18 protein-coding genes and 1 pseudogene are annotated in these 15,765 nt (G+C 68.5%); 13 read left to right on the top strand and 6 right to left on the bottom strand.

The window, feature by feature from the left end; all coding sequences use genetic code 11:
* The first annotated feature begins 17 nt into the window (after positions 1-17).
* On the top strand, positions 18-665 hold the full coding sequence (locus tag GLP40_RS12500) for an SDR family oxidoreductase (protein ID WP_328290054.1): 648 nt from the start codon (positions 18-20) through the stop codon (positions 663-665).
* 72 nt (positions 666-737) lie between these two features.
* Here GLP40_RS12500 and GLP40_RS12495 read toward each other — a convergent pair whose 3' ends face one another.
* On the bottom strand, positions 738-1,139 hold the full coding sequence (locus tag GLP40_RS12495) for a hypothetical protein (protein WP_230329493.1): 402 nt from the start codon (positions 1,137-1,139) through the stop codon (positions 738-740).
* A gap of 331 nt (positions 1,140-1,470) precedes the next feature.
* Between GLP40_RS12495 and GLP40_RS33775 the strand changes: the two genes are divergently transcribed.
* From GLP40_RS33775 to GLP40_RS33770, 3 genes are read left to right on the top strand one after another with little or no spacing between them, the layout of a single operon-like run.
* On the top strand, positions 1,471-2,394 hold the full coding sequence (locus GLP40_RS33775) for a serine hydrolase (RefSeq protein WP_230329492.1): 924 nt from the start codon (positions 1,471-1,473) through the stop codon (positions 2,392-2,394).
* A 38-nt stretch (positions 2,395-2,432) separates the two neighbouring features.
* Complete coding sequence (locus GLP40_RS34445; protein ID WP_268867106.1) at positions 2,433-2,555, top strand: hypothetical protein; 123 nt, start codon at positions 2,433-2,435, stop codon at positions 2,553-2,555.
* Between the two features lie 27 nt (positions 2,556-2,582).
* Positions 2,583-2,936: a chromate transporter gene (locus GLP40_RS33770; RefSeq protein ID WP_230329491.1), complete on the top strand. Its 354-nt coding sequence runs from the start codon at positions 2,583-2,585 to the stop codon at positions 2,934-2,936.
* On the opposite strand, the gene GLP40_RS12485 is transcribed toward GLP40_RS33770, so the two are convergent.
* Positions 2,891-3,478, bottom strand: a complete 588-nt coding sequence (locus GLP40_RS12485; RefSeq protein ID WP_196054640.1) for a TetR/AcrR family transcriptional regulator — start codon at positions 3,476-3,478, stop codon at positions 2,891-2,893. The two genes, GLP40_RS33770 and GLP40_RS12485, sit on opposite strands and share 46 nt — an antisense overlap.
* A gap of 114 nt (positions 3,479-3,592) precedes the next feature.
* Here GLP40_RS12485 and GLP40_RS12480 point away from each other — a divergent pair, with 114 nt between their 5' ends.
* From GLP40_RS12480 to GLP40_RS35075, 8 genes and pseudogenes are all read left to right on the top strand, one after another.
* Positions 3,593-4,762 (top strand): MFS transporter, encoded by a 1,170-nt coding sequence (locus GLP40_RS12480; protein ID WP_154788023.1) that lies wholly within the window; start codon positions 3,593-3,595, stop codon positions 4,760-4,762.
* A 221-nt stretch (positions 4,763-4,983) separates the two neighbouring features.
* On the top strand, positions 4,984-6,393 hold the full coding sequence (locus tag GLP40_RS12475) for an amino acid permease (RefSeq protein WP_154788022.1): 1,410 nt from the start codon (positions 4,984-4,986) through the stop codon (positions 6,391-6,393).
* Positions 6,390-7,487: an alpha-hydroxy acid oxidase gene (locus GLP40_RS12470; RefSeq protein ID WP_328290053.1), complete on the top strand. Its 1,098-nt coding sequence runs from the start codon at positions 6,390-6,392 to the stop codon at positions 7,485-7,487. Before GLP40_RS12475 ends, GLP40_RS12470 begins: the two co-directional genes overlap by 4 nt.
* On the top strand, positions 7,484-7,843 hold the full coding sequence (locus GLP40_RS12465) for a RidA family protein (RefSeq protein WP_154788021.1): 360 nt from the start codon (positions 7,484-7,486) through the stop codon (positions 7,841-7,843). The genes GLP40_RS12470 and GLP40_RS12465 overlap by 4 nt, the downstream gene beginning before the upstream one ends.
* Positions 7,840-8,844 (top strand): hypothetical protein, encoded by a 1,005-nt coding sequence (locus tag GLP40_RS12460; protein WP_154788020.1) that lies wholly within the window; start codon positions 7,840-7,842, stop codon positions 8,842-8,844. The genes GLP40_RS12465 and GLP40_RS12460 overlap by 4 nt, the downstream gene beginning before the upstream one ends.
* 120 nt (positions 8,845-8,964) lie before the next feature.
* Positions 8,965-9,297, top strand: a complete 333-nt coding sequence (locus GLP40_RS12455) for a DUF732 domain-containing protein (RefSeq protein WP_154788019.1) — start codon at positions 8,965-8,967, stop codon at positions 9,295-9,297.
* A gap of 202 nt (positions 9,298-9,499) precedes the next feature.
* A complete protein-coding gene (locus GLP40_RS12450) occupies positions 9,500-9,871 on the top strand; it encodes a hypothetical protein (RefSeq protein ID WP_154788018.1) in 372 nt (123 codons plus the stop codon).
* 264 nt (positions 9,872-10,135) lie between these two features.
* Positions 10,136-10,342, top strand: a pseudogene (locus GLP40_RS35075) (hypothetical protein); the annotation flags it as partial.
* 45 nt (positions 10,343-10,387) lie between these two features.
* On the opposite strand, the gene GLP40_RS12445 reads toward GLP40_RS35075, so the two are convergent.
* The 4 genes from GLP40_RS12445 to GLP40_RS12430 all read right to left on the bottom strand — a co-directional run bounded on the left by GLP40_RS12445 (position 10,388) and on the right by GLP40_RS12430 (position 14,610).
* A complete protein-coding gene (locus GLP40_RS12445; RefSeq protein WP_154788017.1) occupies positions 10,388-11,116 on the bottom strand; it encodes an enoyl-CoA hydratase/isomerase family protein in 729 nt (242 codons plus the stop codon).
* A gap of 317 nt (positions 11,117-11,433) precedes the next feature.
* On the bottom strand, positions 11,434-12,870 hold the full coding sequence (locus tag GLP40_RS12440) for an RtcB family protein (RefSeq protein ID WP_154788016.1): 1,437 nt from the start codon (positions 12,868-12,870) through the stop codon (positions 11,434-11,436).
* The gene (locus GLP40_RS12435; RefSeq protein ID WP_154788015.1) at positions 12,863-13,285 is read right to left on the bottom strand and encodes an archease; all 423 of its coding nucleotides are present in this window, start codon (positions 13,283-13,285) and stop codon (positions 12,863-12,865) included. Before GLP40_RS12435 ends, GLP40_RS12440 begins: the two co-directional genes overlap by 8 nt.
* The gene (locus GLP40_RS12430; RefSeq protein ID WP_154788014.1) at positions 13,282-14,610 is read right to left on the bottom strand and encodes a phosphoribosyltransferase family protein; all 1,329 of its coding nucleotides are present in this window, start codon (positions 14,608-14,610) and stop codon (positions 13,282-13,284) included. The genes GLP40_RS12435 and GLP40_RS12430 overlap by 4 nt, the downstream gene beginning before the upstream one ends.
* Positions 14,611-15,162: 552 nt before the next feature.
* On the opposite strand from GLP40_RS12430, the gene GLP40_RS12425 reads away from it, so the two are divergent.
* Positions 15,163-15,657, top strand: a complete 495-nt coding sequence (locus GLP40_RS12425; RefSeq protein WP_154788013.1) for a cupin domain-containing protein — start codon at positions 15,163-15,165, stop codon at positions 15,655-15,657.
* Positions 15,658-15,765 lie beyond the last annotated feature (108 nt).

The raw sequence follows: 15,765 nt of genomic DNA, 5'->3' as shown, positions 1-15,765 counted from the left end.
CCTGTGGCATGACGACTATGCAGAACAAGAAACTGGTGATCATCGGGGCCGGTTCCGGCATCGGACGGCAGCTGGCGGCCGATGCGGAAGCGGCAGGCGCGCAGGTGCTCTCGGTGGGTAGGCCGGAGGTCGATCTGACCGATGAGTCCACCATCGCGGCCCTGGCCGAGCGGGTCGGCGAACTCGACTACCTGGTCACGCTGGCCTCCGATCCGGCCAATGGCCCGGTGACCGAACTCGACCGCGCCGCCGTGCACCGGGCCTTCGACGCCAAGGTGATCGGCCCACTGCTGCTGGCCAAGCATTTCGCGCCGCGCTTCCGCCCGGACGGTGCCCTGCTGGTGTTCTCCGGCGTGGCCGCTTGGCGGCCCGCGCCCGGCCGCGCGGTCATGGCCGCCGCCAATGCCGCCGCCGCCACGCTGGCCGCCGCGCTCGCCGTGGAGCTGGCTCCCATTCGGGTGAATGCCATTTCACCGGGAATCGTGGATTCGGGCGCATGGGACGGGCCGGGCAAGGCGGACTTCCTCGCCGGTGTGGCCGCGAAGAATCCGGCGCGTCGCGTCGGCGCGCCGGAGGACATCTCGTCCGCGGCCCTGCTGGCGCTGACCAATCCGTTCTTGACCGGCACCACCCTGCACGTCGACGGCGGCGGTCGCTGGGCATGAGAACAGCCGGGCGGCAGGGTCTCTCACCCCGCCGCCGCCCGGCCACCCACGAGCGCAACGACTCCGGTGCGCTCAGCTCAGGATGAAACTCGCTTCCTGGATGAGTTCGTCGTCCTCGCGCCACCATGAGTAGCCGAACCAGACACCGGGCGTGACTTCGCGAATCTCGTCGTAGAGCCGCGGGGTCGGCGACGGCGTGTAGTCGAGGACCCAGGTCGGTTTACCGTCCACCACGGACGGACCGGCATAGACGTTGGCGGGCCAGGCCTCCAATCCGGCTGTGGTGAGACGGTTCATCAGGTATCCGCCCTCGGGGCCGGTATAGAAGTCCTTGCCACTCCACACCAGAGGCACCCAAGACTGCATCTCCCGGGGCGAGGCGACCCAGCCGTTCTTCACGCCGACGGGCACGTCGCCGCGCGGGGCGGCGCGGTAGAGGGCGTCCAACTGACCGGGCGAGCATCTGAACCGCAAGGAGGCCACGGTTGCTGATGTGTTGTCAGAGAACAGGACACAGCCCGTTCCGTAGTCCGCGTCAGCATGAGCGGGCATTGGGACGAACGTCACCAGCACCCCGAGCCCGAGGGGAACGAGGCTTTTTACAAGGACATTTCGGATGATCTCACGACTTGCACCCATTGCTGTCTCCACTGGGGATGGGCCCCCGCCCGACCACGATCTTAGTTCGCGGTCAAATAGCTGACCCCAACCGCCCCCCGAACCGGGATCGGATCATCCACAGTTGACAGGAAATTGACAGGTTTCGACTGGAAATGTCTCGGGGTTCGTGTCGATGTAATGGACTATGACCTCGATTCAGGCCGGTTCACCGCGCGCACGGTGGTTCTGGATCGCGGCCGGCAGTATCGTCGCCGTGATCTCCCTGGCAGCCCTCAGCGCGCCCGAAGCGCTCGCCACGTCTCACGATCAGGTCGGTGTCGGCCAGGTCCCCGAGACCACGGCTCCCAGCACGACTGTCATCGCCGCGCACCCGATCTCGGTAACGGCCATCGCGCAGCAGATGCAGACCGCCATCCAGGCGGCCTCGCCCGGCAGTACCGTCGGCATCGACGTGGTGGACACCACCACCGGGGCGGCCATCGCCAGCCTCAACGCCGATCAGCAGTTCTACACGGCCTCGGTGGTGAAACTGCTCATCGCCCTGGACCAGCTGAAAACGCAGGGCTGGCAACCGGACCCGGACACCGCCGCGGAGATCACCCAGATGCTGTCCACCAGCGATGACGATATCGCCGACGGGCTCTGGGACGCGGGCGGGAACAACGCCATCATCGACCGCATGGTCTCCACCATCGGACTGTCGGCGACCACCGCGCCCGACGACATCGCCCAGTGGGGCGAAACCCTCACCACGCCAAGGGATGTCGTCTCCATCTTTCACTACATCACCACCGCGGTCCCGGCCTCGGCCCGCGACCTGATCCTCGGCGCGCTGCACGACACCTCCGAGACCGCCGCGGACGGCACCGATCAGTACTTCGGCATTCCCGACGCCCTCGCCGGCGCGAACTGGGCGGTCAAACAGGGCTGGATGGACCTGGATTCCTCGATCACGCTGGACACCACCGGTCTGGTCGGACCCTCCCCCGATCAGCCGTACCGGTACGCGGTGGTGGTGCTGTCCACGCAGCCCGCGGGCACCAGCTGGTCGGTAGCGGGCGCGGCGCTCACGGCCGGGGTGGCCCTGCTGCACGCCACCCTGCACTGACCCCGGCGGCGACGCTGGCGGCGGGCAGCCCCCGGTGGGTGCACGGAGCGGCGGCCGGCGCGGGCGCGGCGGTCGCGGCCGTCGCCGCGCACGCGGCCACCGGCCTGATTCCGGCGAGCTGGGCGCGCGCCGGGGACATCCGGGCAGCGCGGGCCCGTTGAATCGCCTATGCCGCCCTGGGAGTCGCCTTGGCCGCACTGTTCGGGCCATGGCTCGTGCTGGTTCTGATCGGGTCCGGTCTGCTGGAGGTCGGGGTACGCGGCGGCCTGTCGACGACCCGCGTACCCGCCCTGTCCTGGGTGGCCTTGAAGGTGGGCGCCCTGTCCCACGGTGGCGGCTTCGTGATCATTCCGCTCACGCAGGCCGACGCCGTCGACCGCTACTGCTGGATGACCGGTGCGCAATTCCTGAATGCCGTTGCACTCGGCCAGATCACACCCGGCCCGGTGGTGCGGAGTGGCGGCGGCCCTGGCGGGCCGGCCGGTCGGCTGAGGCGTCAGACAGTGATGCCCAGCGCCCCGGCGACGGCGCCGGTGAGGTGATCGGTCACCTCGGCGGTACTCCACCGGCGATGCTCGGTGAGGTCGTAGACCACGCGTTCGTCGAAGATGGTGATCCACAGCAGCACCGCGTAGGTGACATCGTATTCGGCGGTCTTGCCCTGCAGCGCAAGGGCGTTGAGCACTTCGGCGAGCATGTCGTGCAGGGCGGTGATGGATTCGTCTCCCGCGGCGAGCCGTTCGATGAAGCCCTTGGAGCTGCGGATGTAGCGCACGGCCGGACCCCACTGCACGGCCTGGTCGACCCAGGTGCGGCAGCAGCGGTGAAAGCGGTCCACCGGATCGGGTCCGGCGTCGACGGCGGCCAGCGCCTCCACCAGATGCTCGATGGCACGGCGATGGAAGGCCTGCAGCGCGTCCTGCGGGGTCGGGAAATGCCGGTACGCGGTGGCCACGCCAACGCCGGCCGCGGCGGCGAGTTCCGGGATGGAGAAGCCGATCCGGCCGGCTTCCAGCAGGCTCTGGACCGCGTCGACCAGCAGCACTCGGCTGCGCTGGGCGTCACTGCGGGTGTTCACGGGCACGCCTCCCATCCTGCGCGAGTACGGCCGGAAATCGCGGCGCGGCGCTCGAGTAGAGAAGTTCTTCTCAGTTTCGTATTCTGCAATAGAGAAGATCTCCTCAATTAGGAGGCCGGGATGCGGACAGCCGCACCGGGTGCGCTGCTCATGCTGATCATGGCGCAGCCGAATATGGCGACCGGCATGATGCCGTACTACCGCCACGCATGGACGCTGGCGCCGCTGCTCATCACCGCGATCTTCGCCGCCTACCTGTTCGCGCTGACCCCGGCGCTATCGCTGGTGGGCACGCCGCCCACCCGGCGGGCCTGGTGGTGGCGCATCGGGGTGGGCAGCGGGTTCGGCATCGTCGCGGATCTCGCCATGGCCGTGGCGGATTCGCCGGAACCGGTGGTCGTGGCACGGATCTGCGCCGGATTGTCGGTGGGGCTGGTGACCGGATCACTGGCCGGATTGATCCTGGAGCGCACCGGCGAACGCGGGCGCACGGCCATGGCGGTGGCGACCGTCCTCGGCTCGGCGCTGGGGACCCTCGCGGCCGCGGTCGTGGCGGAGTATCTACCCGCGCCGGGGGTGACCGTGTACCTCGGACACGCAGTGCTGCTCGGGGTCATCGCGATGGCGGTGGTGAGCGATCGAGCCGTACGCCCGGCGGCGATCGCCGATCCGACATCCGCGACCGCGGCCGCTGCCGAATCACGAATCACCGGCTACCTCAGCGGCATTGCCGCCTGGGTGTCGGCGGGACTGGTCGTCGCGCTGCTGCCGAGTTACGGCGCGGAGCTGCTGGGCACGACGAACCTCGCCCTGCTGGCCCTGCCGGTGACGCTGTATCTGGTGAGCGCCTGGCTGGCGCAGCGCCTGATCGCGCCCAACAGGCTTGCCGCCGAACCGGTTTCGGCACAGTGGATCATCATCGCCGGGGTCGCCCTGGCGGCGGCGATGGCGTGGACGCCCAGCCTGGCGCTGCTGCTGTGCGGGGGTGTGGTGGCCGGATCCGGGCAGGGCATCGCCTATCGCGCCGGGCTCCGAATCGTCAGCGCCGCAACGCCCCCCGATCAGCATGCGCGGGCCGCCGCACGATTCGCCGGTGTGGCCTACGCATGCGCCGCGATCACGACGGTCGGCTTGGGCGCCGTCGCCACGGTGGCGTCCATGCGCGACGCGGTGCTCGCGGCCGCGGCGGTTCTGATCCTGGTGGCCGTGGCCACCGCCGTCGTCCGCCGGCGCGCAATGGCGCACGCCGCGGACTCCGTTCCCGTTCCACAGATCCCGACAATCGCATAACTTTCCCGGCCGCCATATTCGATGATTCGAATCCATCGGCGGAATTCTTCGCGCACGAATTCAGATCGTGTGCAATTCCGCATGTCCGCAGTTCATTGCGCGAGCAATTTCTCCAAATCGGCGAAACAAAGTAGTTACTCGAGTTCACCGGCACATAAACTCCGGTCGCTTCACTGGAATGCATCCTCCTCAAAGACATTCTCTCCGAATGGATTCCAGAAATGGCAGCACCAACTCGGGTCAGCGCGGCACCGGTCATCCCGGCGGTCACCGACGGCACCCTCCACCGCAGTCTCGGTCGCCTGGATCTCGTCGCCATGGGCGTCGGATCCATTGTGGGCGCGGGCATTTTCGTCACCACCGGCATTGCCGCGGCCACCAAGGCAGGCCCGGCCATCGTCCTGTCGTTCGTCCTGGCCGGAGCCATCTGCGTGCTGGTGGCGCTGTGCTACAGCGAACTCGCGTCGATGACGCCCGTGTCGGGCAGCGCCTATACCTATACCCGTGACACGCTCGGTGCGGCGCCCGCGTTCCTGGTCGGCTGGAATCTGCTGCTCGAATACGCGGTGGCGGCGTCGGCGATCGCCATCGGATGGTCGGGTTTGTTCTCGGCCATGCTCGATTCATTGTTCGGAGCGACGCTGCCGCACGCGATCTCCGCCGGGCCCAGTGACGGCGGTGTCGTCAATTTGCCGGCGGTCCTCATCGTCGCCGCACTGGTGGGCGTCCTGATTTTCGAAGTAAGGATTGCCGCCGCCGTGGTGAAAACCCTGGTGGCGCTGACCATCGGCGTCTTGGCGCTGGTGATCGCGGTCGGTGCGCCGCATCTGCATCCGGGCAATTGGTCGCCGTTCCTGCCGTTCGGAGTGCACGGCATCGCGGCCGGGGCGGCCTTGGCCTTCTTCGCGTATCTCGGCTTCGATATCGTGGCCACCTCGGCCGAGGAGACCCGCGATCCGCGCCGGAATCTGCCCTGGGGAATCATCGGGTCGGTCGTCCTCGCCACCGCGCTCTACGTGGCCGTGAGCGGCGTATTGACCGGTGTCGCACCCTATTCCAGCCTGAACAACGCCGCGCCGGTGGCGACCGCGCTGGCCGCCGTCGGAGCGGGCTGGATCGGCAAGGTGATCCTGGTGGCCTCCGTCGTGGCACTCACCAAGGGCCTGCTCATGGTGTGCTACGGCCAGACCCGCCTGGTCTTCGCCATGAGCAGGGACGGAATGCTGCCGAAGACGCTGTGCCGCACCAATTCCCGGGGCGCGCCGGTCCGGTTGAGCCTGGTGCTGGGCGTCGTGATCGCGGCGGTGGCCGGTCTGCTGCCCATCGGCACGGTGGCCGAGCTGGTCAATATCGGGGCGCTGTTCGCCTTCGTGATCGTGTCGATCGGCGTGCTCGTCCTGCGCCGTACCGCACCCGACCGCCCGCGCCCGTTCCGCACGCCTTTCCTGCCCGTGGTGGCGGTGTGCGCGATAGCCGGATGTGTCTGGCTGGCAACCACGTTCGAGGCGCTGACCTGGCTGCGGTTCGTGATCTGGAGTGCCGCCGGACTGGCGCTGTATCTGTTCTACGGGCGCGGCCACGGCACGGCCGTCGCAGCCCCGGCCGACCTGAGTGCCGGAGGTGTCGCGTGACCGCGCAGCTGGACAGCTTCTATCCCACTCGCGTCGACTTCGGCACCCTCGACGAGATCCACCGCGCCGCCGCGGCCGTACTGCCCGCCGAGGTCCTGGACTTCGTGGAAGGAGGTGCGGGCAAGGAGATCACCCTGCGGGAGAACCTGCTCGCCTTCGACCGCTGGCGCATCCTGCCCACCCCCATGAGCGGAGTGGGCACACCGTCCACCCGCACCGAATTCCTCGGAATGCCCTTGCAGACACCGCTGCTCACCGCACCCTTCGGCGGCGACGCGCTGTTCCATCCGGACGGGCATCCGGCCGTGGCCCGGGCCGCACAGGCCCGGGGAGCGCTGTCCGTCGTGCCGGAGGCGGGCAGCTTCTCCTACCAGCGGGTGCGCGCGGCCGCACCGCGCGCCGCGCGGATCGCGCAGGTGCATCCCTTCGGGCATGCCGCCACCGTCGCCGCGCGGGTGGCGCGGCTGGGGTACGAGGCGCTGTGCGTGACCCTCGACTGCCCGGTCGGCGGGTTCCGCACCCGCAATATGGCCAATCGCTTCGATCCCGACCAGCGGCATTTCGCGGGCAATCTGACCGGCGAGGACGGTGCGCCCGGGGTGGCGGAGGTCTTCGGGCAGCTGCTCAAACGCGGCGGCATGGTGTGGGATTGGTCCGAGCTGGCGGCCGCCGCCGCCGGTTTCGGGCTGCCGTGGATCGCCAAGGGCGTGCTCACCCCGGCGGCGGCCGAGCGCGCGCTGGCCATCGGCGCGAGCGCATTGGTCGTCTCCAATCACGGTGGCCGCCAAGTGGATCCGGCCCCGGCCAGCCTGGACATGCTGCCGCGCATTCGCGCCGCCGTGGGCCCGGAGATACCCATCCTGCTGGACAGCGGCATTCGCACCGGCAGTGATGTGTACCTGGCGCTCGCGCTGGGTGCGGACGCGGTCGTCCTCGGCCGCGCGGCCATCTACGGGCTGGCCGCGGCCGGGGAATCCGGCGTGGACCGGGTGCTGGAGCTGCTCACCGAGGAGCTGCGCACGCTCATGATCCTGTCCGGTGCGGCGACCCTCGCCGAGATCGACGCCACCCGAATCACGCGGGCCGCCGCATGAGCCCGTTCCCGCTGGCCCGCAGCGCTTCCGGTCTTGTGTTCACCTCCGGCCTGGCCGCCGTCGATCCGGAAACCCTCACCGTCACCACCGAGTCCTTCGAGGGTCAGACCACCGAGGTGTTCCGGCAGCTCGACGCCGCCCTCGCCGCCGCAGGCAGCAGCCGCGCACAGGTCCTGAGGCTGGACTGCCACCTGTCCGACCGCCGCTGGTTCCCCGGCTGGAACTCCGCCTTCCGCACGCACTTCCCGACGGCCGCACCGGCGCGGATCACCACCGTCACCACCCTGCCCATCGACGGGCTGCTCATCGAAATCCAGGCGATCGCCGTCGCCACCACTCAGGAAGATCGATCATGACCGCAGTCACCCCACTCGTGCCGCAGCATTCCGGCCTCGGCGATTTCACTATCCGAGATGTCATCGAGGGCCAGACCGCCGGCCAGCTCATCGTCGCCGCCGACGATTGGGGCTGGTGGGCCACCTTGCTGAGCGGCGACACCATCGCACCCACCACCGGCATCGCGCAGACCGTCGCCGAGGGGCTGGTGCGCGCCGGCTTCCTCATCCGGCGCGGGCACCGCTATCAGCTCACCCACACCGGCCACGACGTCGGCAAGAACCGCGGCTTCGTGCGGGTCGCGGTGCGCGGCTGGGAGCCCACCTTCCGGCAGTTGTCGGACAGCCCGCACCGCGAATACATTCCCGCCGCGACCGAACCCGGCGAGGTCGCCCGAGGCTGCACCGATATCGCGCGGCGACGGCCGGAGATCCTCGAGGCCATCGGGCGCGCCCTCGCGACCGGGGCACCGGGCTGCACCGTCGATCTCGGCTGCGCGGATGCGGGACGGGTGATGGCGCTGGCCGGGATAGCCGAGCAGGAACGCTTCCTCGGCGTGGACATCGAGGACGGCGTGATCGCCACGGCCGCAGCCGAACTCGCTGAGCGAGGGCTGGACGACCGCATCAGCCTGCTCGCCGGATCCGTGCAGCCCGAACCGGAACCGCCCGCCTGGCTGGCCACCGTCGACCGCGGCGCCGTCACCACCGCCATGTCGTTCTTCCTGCTGCACCAGTTGGCCAGCGACGGCGACGGCATCGCCGCGGTCCTGCGTGGCTGGATGGACTGGTTCCCCAACCTGCGGCGCCTCGTGATCGGCGACGGCTACCTTCTCGAGGCCCCGTATTGGGCGCAGCAGCCGTGGTTCTCGCCCACCTACGAGATCTATCACGCCGTCACCGGCGTGCGGCTGTGGACACGGCAGGAGTACGAACAGGCCTTCGCCGAGCTCGGCTGGACCGTGCGGCGGCGGCTCGAGGACCACACCATGCTGGTGACCAGCATCCTCGAACGCGACTGACCCCAGCCCCGCCCGCCCCGGGCGCTCCGGGCGCTCCGGTGGCCTCATGCCCGCTTCGGGGCGGACCGACGGGCGGGCGGGGTAGGCTCGCCGGGTTCGTTCGATGTTGAAGGAGAGTTCGTGGGTAAAAAGAGCCGTCTCGCTTCGGGTTTCGGAGTGGTGGCTGCAGGGGTCGCGTTGCTGGGGGCGGCCACGGGGGTGGCCGGGGCTGAGCGGGCGCTGACCGCACCGGAGCAGGTGTTCGTGAGTTACCTGCAGGCACACGGGGAGCTCCTGACCGATCAGGATCAGCAGCTCGCGGCCATCGATGTCGGCAAGGCCGACTGCAATGCCCTCGCGACGGGGCTGACCAAGGCGCAGCTGTCCGAACAGCTTCCGGGTGGGGCGGCGGAGAAGGAGGAGGCCGTATTGTTCCTCGACGCGGCCACCGCGCCGGGGAGCCTGTGCGGCTGAGCGGGTGGCATAGGGAGACTGCGGGCGCCGCCGGAAATGGCTGCGCCCGTTGTTTTTCCTTGGCGAAACAGCGCTATCTGATTGCGTAAGTTGTTAATTGCATACCTTGCGGAATTCTTCAGCAAACCACCTCCCGCCGATCCCGTGCGGGCGTAGCGTCACGGCACGCGACAACCCGTCACGGCGTACGAGAGGAAAATCCATGGCGGACTTGGAAGTTGCCCTGAAGGACCTGATGATGCTGGACGGCGCCATCGGCGCCGCCGTCGTCGACTACAACAGCGGTATGCCCCTGGGCGTGCTCGGCGGCTCGAAGAGCCTGGACCTGGAGATCGCCGCGGCCGGCAATACCGAGGTGGTGCGGGCCAAGCTGCGCACCATCGAGCAACTCGGGCTCAACGAGGAGATCGAGGACGTGCTCATCACCCTCAACAGTCAGTACCACCTGGTGCGGCCACTGCACGGACGGCGCTCGCGTGGACTGTTCCTGTACGTCGCGCTGGACCGTACGCGCGGCAATCTGGCACTCGCCCGGCATCGGCTCCGCGACATCGAGGAGAACCTCGAGATCTGACACGGCGAACATTCTCCGCGGCGGTGTCGTGATCGCGACCACCCGTTCGTGTAGTGGATGAACCCGGATCTCGACGAGATCATGAGCGAGCTGGCGAAAACCGCGCGTCATCGGGCTGCCGATCGAGGTGCGGCCGATCCAGATCGCGTGATATGCCTTCCGGCACAGTCGAAGTCGCTGCCGTCTTCGCCGAGCACTACGGCCGCGCCGTCGCCTCCCTGATTCGCGTCTTCGGCGATATCGATATCGCCGAAGACGCGGTGCAGGACGCCCGAGGCCGCGCCGGCCGAACTGGACCGGCTCGACCTCGACGCCCAGCACCTCTTCCACGCCGTCCGCGCCGATCTCCTGCGCCGCCTCGGCCGGAATACCGAAGCCGCGCGGGCTTACCACGCCGCGATCGCCCGCGCCCGCAATGACACCGAGCGCGAGTTCCTCATCGCCCGCGCCGAGGCGCCCCACCGAGACTGACCCGGCGGACCCAACCCCGGCCGGGGACGACTCGGTGCGGCGAGCTCAGCGCCGGGTCAGCCGCTCCAGGGCGTCCCCCGGCATGCCGAACGGCATATCCGTCTCCGCCCGCAGCGCCTCGGCGCGGCCGAGCGCACGCGAATTCGCGTAGAGCGATTTGTAGATTCGATTCGACCCACTGGAATTGGCGCTGATCTGGGCGGCCAGGTGGGCCACGAATTCGTCCAGGCCCTCATCGGGTACGGCGTGATTCACCAGTCCCATGTCCGCGGCCTCGACACCGCTGAACCGGCGCGCGGTGAAGCTGAGCTCCTTGGCCCGGGCCATGCCCACACGCTCGGGCAGGCGAACAGACATGCCCCACAACGGAACCAGACCCCACTGACTGTGCGTATCACCGAATTGCGCGTTCTCCCCGGCGACCAGAATGTCGCAGGCCAAGGCCAATTCGAGTCCACCGGTGAAGCAGTGCCCGCGGACCTTGCCGATCACCGGGGCCGCGAACGCCTCGAGCTGGGCGATGGTTTCCGCCTCGGCATGACGGGAGGCCAGGGCGTCGCCGCCGGCGAGGGCCTCCAGATCGTGCCCGGCGCAGAAGGATCGGCCCGCGCCGGTCAGGATCAGGCATCGGACATCCTCGCCGGCCAAGGCGTCCAGATGCGCCCGCAGCTCCTCGAACGAGGCCGCCGTCAACGCGTTCAGCTTCTCGGGGCGATTCAGGGTCAGGGTGGCGATGCCGTCCTCGACCGTACGGATGACGAGCTCAGCGCTCATGAGAAATACCTTCCCTCAACCACATCCGGTCGATGACGCGTGCGCCATCGACCGGATATCGAATTCGACTGTCTCAGGCCGGCTTCAGGCTGCGGCCAATGGTCTCCCTCATGATCCCAGGTAAGTTTGAGACCGCCTGACAGGAGGCGGTCTTCATGCCTTCTACCTGCATGAACGGTATCACGTCCCCCGCCGATGCCCCACAAATCCGCAGGGGCGGACAGCGACAGGAAACGACGGATACGGGCCAGGAGACCTTGGCGCGGGATGCCGTCGGCGAACGCGCACATCGACCCGGACCGCGTCGTCCACCCCCGTCACCCTTTGACAACGCCGATTGGTACGAGACGGGCCACCTTGCGGCACAGTCCCGCGCCTTCGCTGGCGGCGATGACCGCGGTGATGTCCTTGTAGGCTGCCGGTGCCTCCTCGGCGAGACCTTTCCAGGACGCGCCACGGACCGCGATGTGGTGCTGTTCCAGCTCGGATTGCAGGGCCCTGCCGCTGATTTGGCGAACTGCGGCATGGCGGCTCCACACGCGGCCCGCGCCGTGGCAGGTGGAGTGGAAAGCGTGTCCGGGAGCGACTCCGGTCAACACATAGGAGGCGGTGCCCATCGTGCCAGGGATCAGTGTGGGCTGACCGACCGGTGCCAGATCGGCGGGCAGATCCGGGTGCCCGGGCGGCAGGGCGCGGGTGGCGCCCTTACGGTGCACGCACAGTCGGCGTGGGCGGCCGTCGATCTCGTGGGTCTCGAGGGCAGCGAGGTTGTGCGAAACGTCGTACACCAGGTCCAGGCGGGATCCGGTGTGGGAGTCGAAGATTCTCCGGACGGCCTCGGTCAGCAGTTGCCGGTTGGCGCGAGCGTAGTTCGTGGCCGCCGCCATGGCCGCCAGATACTCCCGGCCCGGCCGCGATTCCACGGGCGCGCAGGCGAGCTGGCGGTCGGGAACCTCGATCCCATAGCGAGTCATGGCAGCTTCCATCATGCGCACATAATCGCCGCACACTTGATGGCCCAGACCGCGTGAGCCGCAATGGATCATCACGCACACCTGACCGTGGCGCAGCCCGAAGACCGCCGCGGCGTGCTCGTCGTAGACCTCGGCGACGGTCTGCAATTCCAGGAAGTGATTGCCTGATCCGAGACTGCCCACCTGCCCCAGACCGCGTTCGAGCGCGCGATCGGAGACCAGGCCGGGACCGGCTCCGGCGACCGCGCCGCCGTCCTCGCAGCGCTCCAGATCCCGGGCTACTCCGTGGCCGCGGCCTACCGCGTAAACCGCTCCGCCCGCCAGGATCTCATGCAATACGCCGCGCGGGACCGGCCAGATCCCGCCGTGCCGGAAGCCGCGTGGAATGGCGACGTCGAGATCGTCCATCACGGCGGTCAGGTGCGGGGCCAGCGCCACGCCGTCGAGGTCGGCGGCGAGCAGCCGCACCCCGCAGGAGATGTCGAATCCCACCCCGCCCGGCGATACCACCCCGCCGGCCTCCACGTCGGTGGCGGCGACTCCCCCGATGGGAAACCCGTAGCCCCAGTGCACATCCGGCATCGCGTAGGAGGCGCGCACGATTCCGGGCAGCGTGGCCACATTCACGACCTGCTCGAGCGCCTTATCGCCCGCGGCCTCCGGCAGCAGGGCGCGAGACGCGAACACCACACCGGGCACTCGCATCCGGCCATGTCGCGGAATACGAAACCGGAACGGGGTCTCCTCGATCAACTCGCCCAGGGATTGCACTTCATACATCGATCGTCACCACACATCGCCAACGGTTCCCCTCGGGCCGCAACCGCATGCCGTGCAACGAGACCGCTTTCGGCACCGCACCACACGGCGTGGCCTGGTCGAGATCGGCCATCTCGAACCGCACGCGCCAGCCGTTTTCCTCCCGCTCGATCGCCGTCGCGACCGGGATGCGGGAGTGAACCTCCAACTGATAGATGACCTCCTCCAGGAGTGTGCCGAGCAGATTCTCCGTCTGGTCGTCGGGCAGCACCCACTCGATCGCCTCCGATGCTCGCGGTCGTGGGCGCTCGATGAAACTGTCCACCAGCGCATCCACCACTTGGACCAGGCACTGCTTCTGTGTCGGGGCCCACGCTTCGACACACAGATCGGCCGGATGGGGGATATATCGGTATCCGGCTGTCGGCTCGGTCATGCCGGGCCCGCCGACTCGGTCGCGGGCAGTCGGGTAGTGAACCAGTCCCGCGCGAGTTCCGCCGCCTTGCGCAGGGTGCCCGGTTCCTCGAACAGGTGAGTCGCGCCGGGCACCTCGGCAAGCGCGATTTCACATGACATCGCCTTGGCCGCTTGGCGATTCAATTCCATCACCGCGTAGTCGTGCCCGCCCACAATGAGCAGCGTCGGCGCCCGCACCGCGGACAGCGCGCGGCCCGCCAGATCGGGTCGCCCGCCGCGCGAAACCACGGCACCCACATGCACGCGCGGATCGGCTGCCGCACACAGAGCCGCGGCGGCACCCGTGCTCGCCCCGAAGTACCCGACCGGCAGATCCGCGGCGTACTGCTGCTGGGCCAGCCATTCGGTCACATCGACCAGTCGCCCGGCGAGCAGGCCGATGTCGAACACGTTGGCACGGTTGATCTCCTCCTCGCGGGTGAGCAGATCGAACAACAGCGTGCCCAATCCGGCCTGTTGCAGGACCTCGGCGACATAGCGGTTGCGGGGACTGTGGCGGCTGCTGCCGCTGCCGTGCGCGAACAAGACCACACCGATCGGATGCTCGGGAATGGTGAGATGCCCTGCCAGCTCGACATCTCCGGCTCGCACGCGGACCTCGTCGTCACGCAGCGGCGGATCCGCGGCCGACACCGGTTGCGGCGTCGCCCCGGCAGCGGCGCGGGTCAGCAATTCGACGACCTCCTCATCGGTGGTCTGTCCGAAGTGGTGATACCACTGCCCGACCGCGTAGAAGAACATCGGCTGCTCGAGGCAGATCACCTCGTCGGCCTCCCGCTGCAATATGTGCAGCGCGTCGCGCGACGCGACCGGCACGGCCAGCACGACCCGCGCGGCGCCCTGCGCGCGAGCGACCTGGCAGGCGGCACGGGCGGTGGCGCCGGTCGCGACGCCATCGTCCACGATCACAGCGGTACGGCCGGTCAGCGGGACGCGCGAGCGCCCGGCACGGAAGCGGACTACGCGACGCTCCAGTTCCGTGCGCTCCCGCTGCTCCACCCGCGACATCTCCTCGCGGGTCAGCTCCGCCCGATCCACCACGGTGGCGTTGATCACCCGGGCCCCGTCCTCACCAATGGCACCGAAGGCGAGTTCGGGCTGGTGGGGAACACCGAGTTTGCGCACCACGATGACGTCCAGCGGTACATCCAGCGAGCGAGCGACCTCGAATGCGACCGGGACTCCGCCCCGGGGCAGCCCCAGCACGACGAAATCCGTGCCGCGCAGCGCAGCCAACTGTTCGGCGAGCCGTCGGCCCGCCTCGGCACGATCCTCGAAGAACATCGGAACCTCCTGGAACAGGTGCCTCCAGCCTCACAGCCGCGACCGCCGCACGGCAGATCCGGTGGTCGCCGGTCATGAGGGTCCTTGGTCCCTCAGTGATCGATCACCAGCCCCGGACCTCGGAATCGCCGGTCCGCCGCCGGGCGGCGACTTTCCGCTGACGACCGTGTCTCGGGACAGCGGCCGCCAGTCGAGCCGGGAAACCGCCCTCGATCAGGACAGTTTCAAGCTGCGCCCGATGATCTCCTTCATAATCTCGGGTGGGTTTTTGGGGACACCTGATCAGAGGCAGTTCTGCCATCTACTTGCATGAACGCATCCTCGATAAGTCCCGACACAAACCGTCGATGCCCAACAATTCCACATCGCGGTCATCACGGACTCCTCTCCGGTCCGAGCCAACCCCACCGAGCCAGCCGGATGAATCCTTGAAATCACGGCAATCCCAACTTCTCGCAGCGCAGCGGGACTCGGCTCTTCGCGGTGCACAGAATAGCGAGGGCGGGCGTACCATCGCCGATCACAACCCCCAGCCCATAGGGAGGACAATCTATGACAACGCCTGGGCAGCAGGATGATTCGGATGCCGCGACCTCCGAATGGCGTGAGCACGGAGTCCGTGTCGTGAAGGCCGGGCAGCTCGATCCGAATACGGCTCAGACCCCCGGCATGGACCGGGCTGCCGCGATCGACGCGGCTCGGGTGGGCGCACAGCGGATCTGGGCCGGCACGGTCACCATCCATCCGGACGCGAAAACCGGCGCACACCACCATGGTGCGCTGGAGAGCGTCATCTACGTGGTACGCGGGCGCGCCCGCATGCGGTGGGGCGAACGGCTCGAGTTCGTCGCCGAGGCCGAGCCCGGCGACTTCATCTTCGTGCCGCCCTACGTTCCGCATCAGGAGATCAACGCCAGCACCGACGAGCCGCTGGAATGCGTGCTGGTCCGCAGCGACAGCGAAGCGGTCGTCGTCAATCTCGATATCAAGCCGGTGGAGGCCCCCGAAGCCGTGCACTGGGTGGACCCGATCCACCCGCATCCCTAGATTCGCGATCGGTACGCATCCGGAATCGCGATCGTTGCACGCCGCCATCCGGGCGGGCCGCCGGAGATCATGGAGGCTCGCCCGCGATCAGGACGGGCGCATGCCATC

Origin of the sequence: Nocardia aurantiaca (assembly GCF_009708175.1) — a bacterium.
GTDB classification, from domain to species: Bacteria; Actinomycetota; Actinomycetes; order Mycobacteriales; family Mycobacteriaceae; genus Nocardia; species Nocardia aurantiaca.
The sequence above is the reverse complement of the archived record's forward strand: the minus strand, read 5'-3'. Positions and strand labels throughout refer to the sequence as shown.

What these genes read in the sequence shown, in the direction of transcription:
- GLP40_RS12440 (WP_154788016.1), bottom strand. Translation starts at nt 12,870, where the DNA reads ATGTATGAAGTGCAATCCCTGGGCGAGTTGATCGAGGAGACCCCGTTC.
- GLP40_RS12475 (WP_154788022.1), top strand. Translation starts at nt 4,984, where the DNA reads ATGGCAGCACCAACTCGGGTCAGCGCGGCACCGGTCATCCCGGCGGTC.
- GLP40_RS12430 (WP_154788014.1), bottom strand. Translation starts at nt 14,610, where the DNA reads ATGTTCTTCGAGGATCGTGCCGAGGCGGGCCGACGGCTCGCCGAACAG.
- GLP40_RS12450 (WP_154788018.1), top strand. Translation starts at nt 9,500, where the DNA reads ATGGCGGACTTGGAAGTTGCCCTGAAGGACCTGATGATGCTGGACGGC.
- GLP40_RS12465 (WP_154788021.1), top strand. Translation starts at nt 7,484, where the DNA reads ATGAGCCCGTTCCCGCTGGCCCGCAGCGCTTCCGGTCTTGTGTTCACC.
- GLP40_RS12500 (WP_328290054.1), top strand. Translation starts at nt 18, where the DNA reads ATGCAGAACAAGAAACTGGTGATCATCGGGGCCGGTTCCGGCATCGGA.
- GLP40_RS12435 (WP_154788015.1), bottom strand. Translation starts at nt 13,285, where the DNA reads ATGACCGAGCCGACAGCCGGATACCGATATATCCCCCATCCGGCCGAT.
- GLP40_RS12480 (WP_154788023.1), top strand. Translation starts at nt 3,593, where the DNA reads ATGCGGACAGCCGCACCGGGTGCGCTGCTCATGCTGATCATGGCGCAG.
- GLP40_RS33775 (WP_230329492.1), top strand. Translation starts at nt 1,471, where the DNA reads ATGACCTCGATTCAGGCCGGTTCACCGCGCGCACGGTGGTTCTGGATC.
- GLP40_RS12445 (WP_154788017.1), bottom strand. Translation starts at nt 11,116, where the DNA reads ATGAGCGCTGAGCTCGTCATCCGTACGGTCGAGGACGGCATCGCCACC.
- GLP40_RS12425 (WP_154788013.1), top strand. Translation starts at nt 15,163, where the DNA reads ATGACAACGCCTGGGCAGCAGGATGATTCGGATGCCGCGACCTCCGAA.
- GLP40_RS12460 (WP_154788020.1), top strand. Translation starts at nt 7,840, where the DNA reads ATGACCGCAGTCACCCCACTCGTGCCGCAGCATTCCGGCCTCGGCGAT.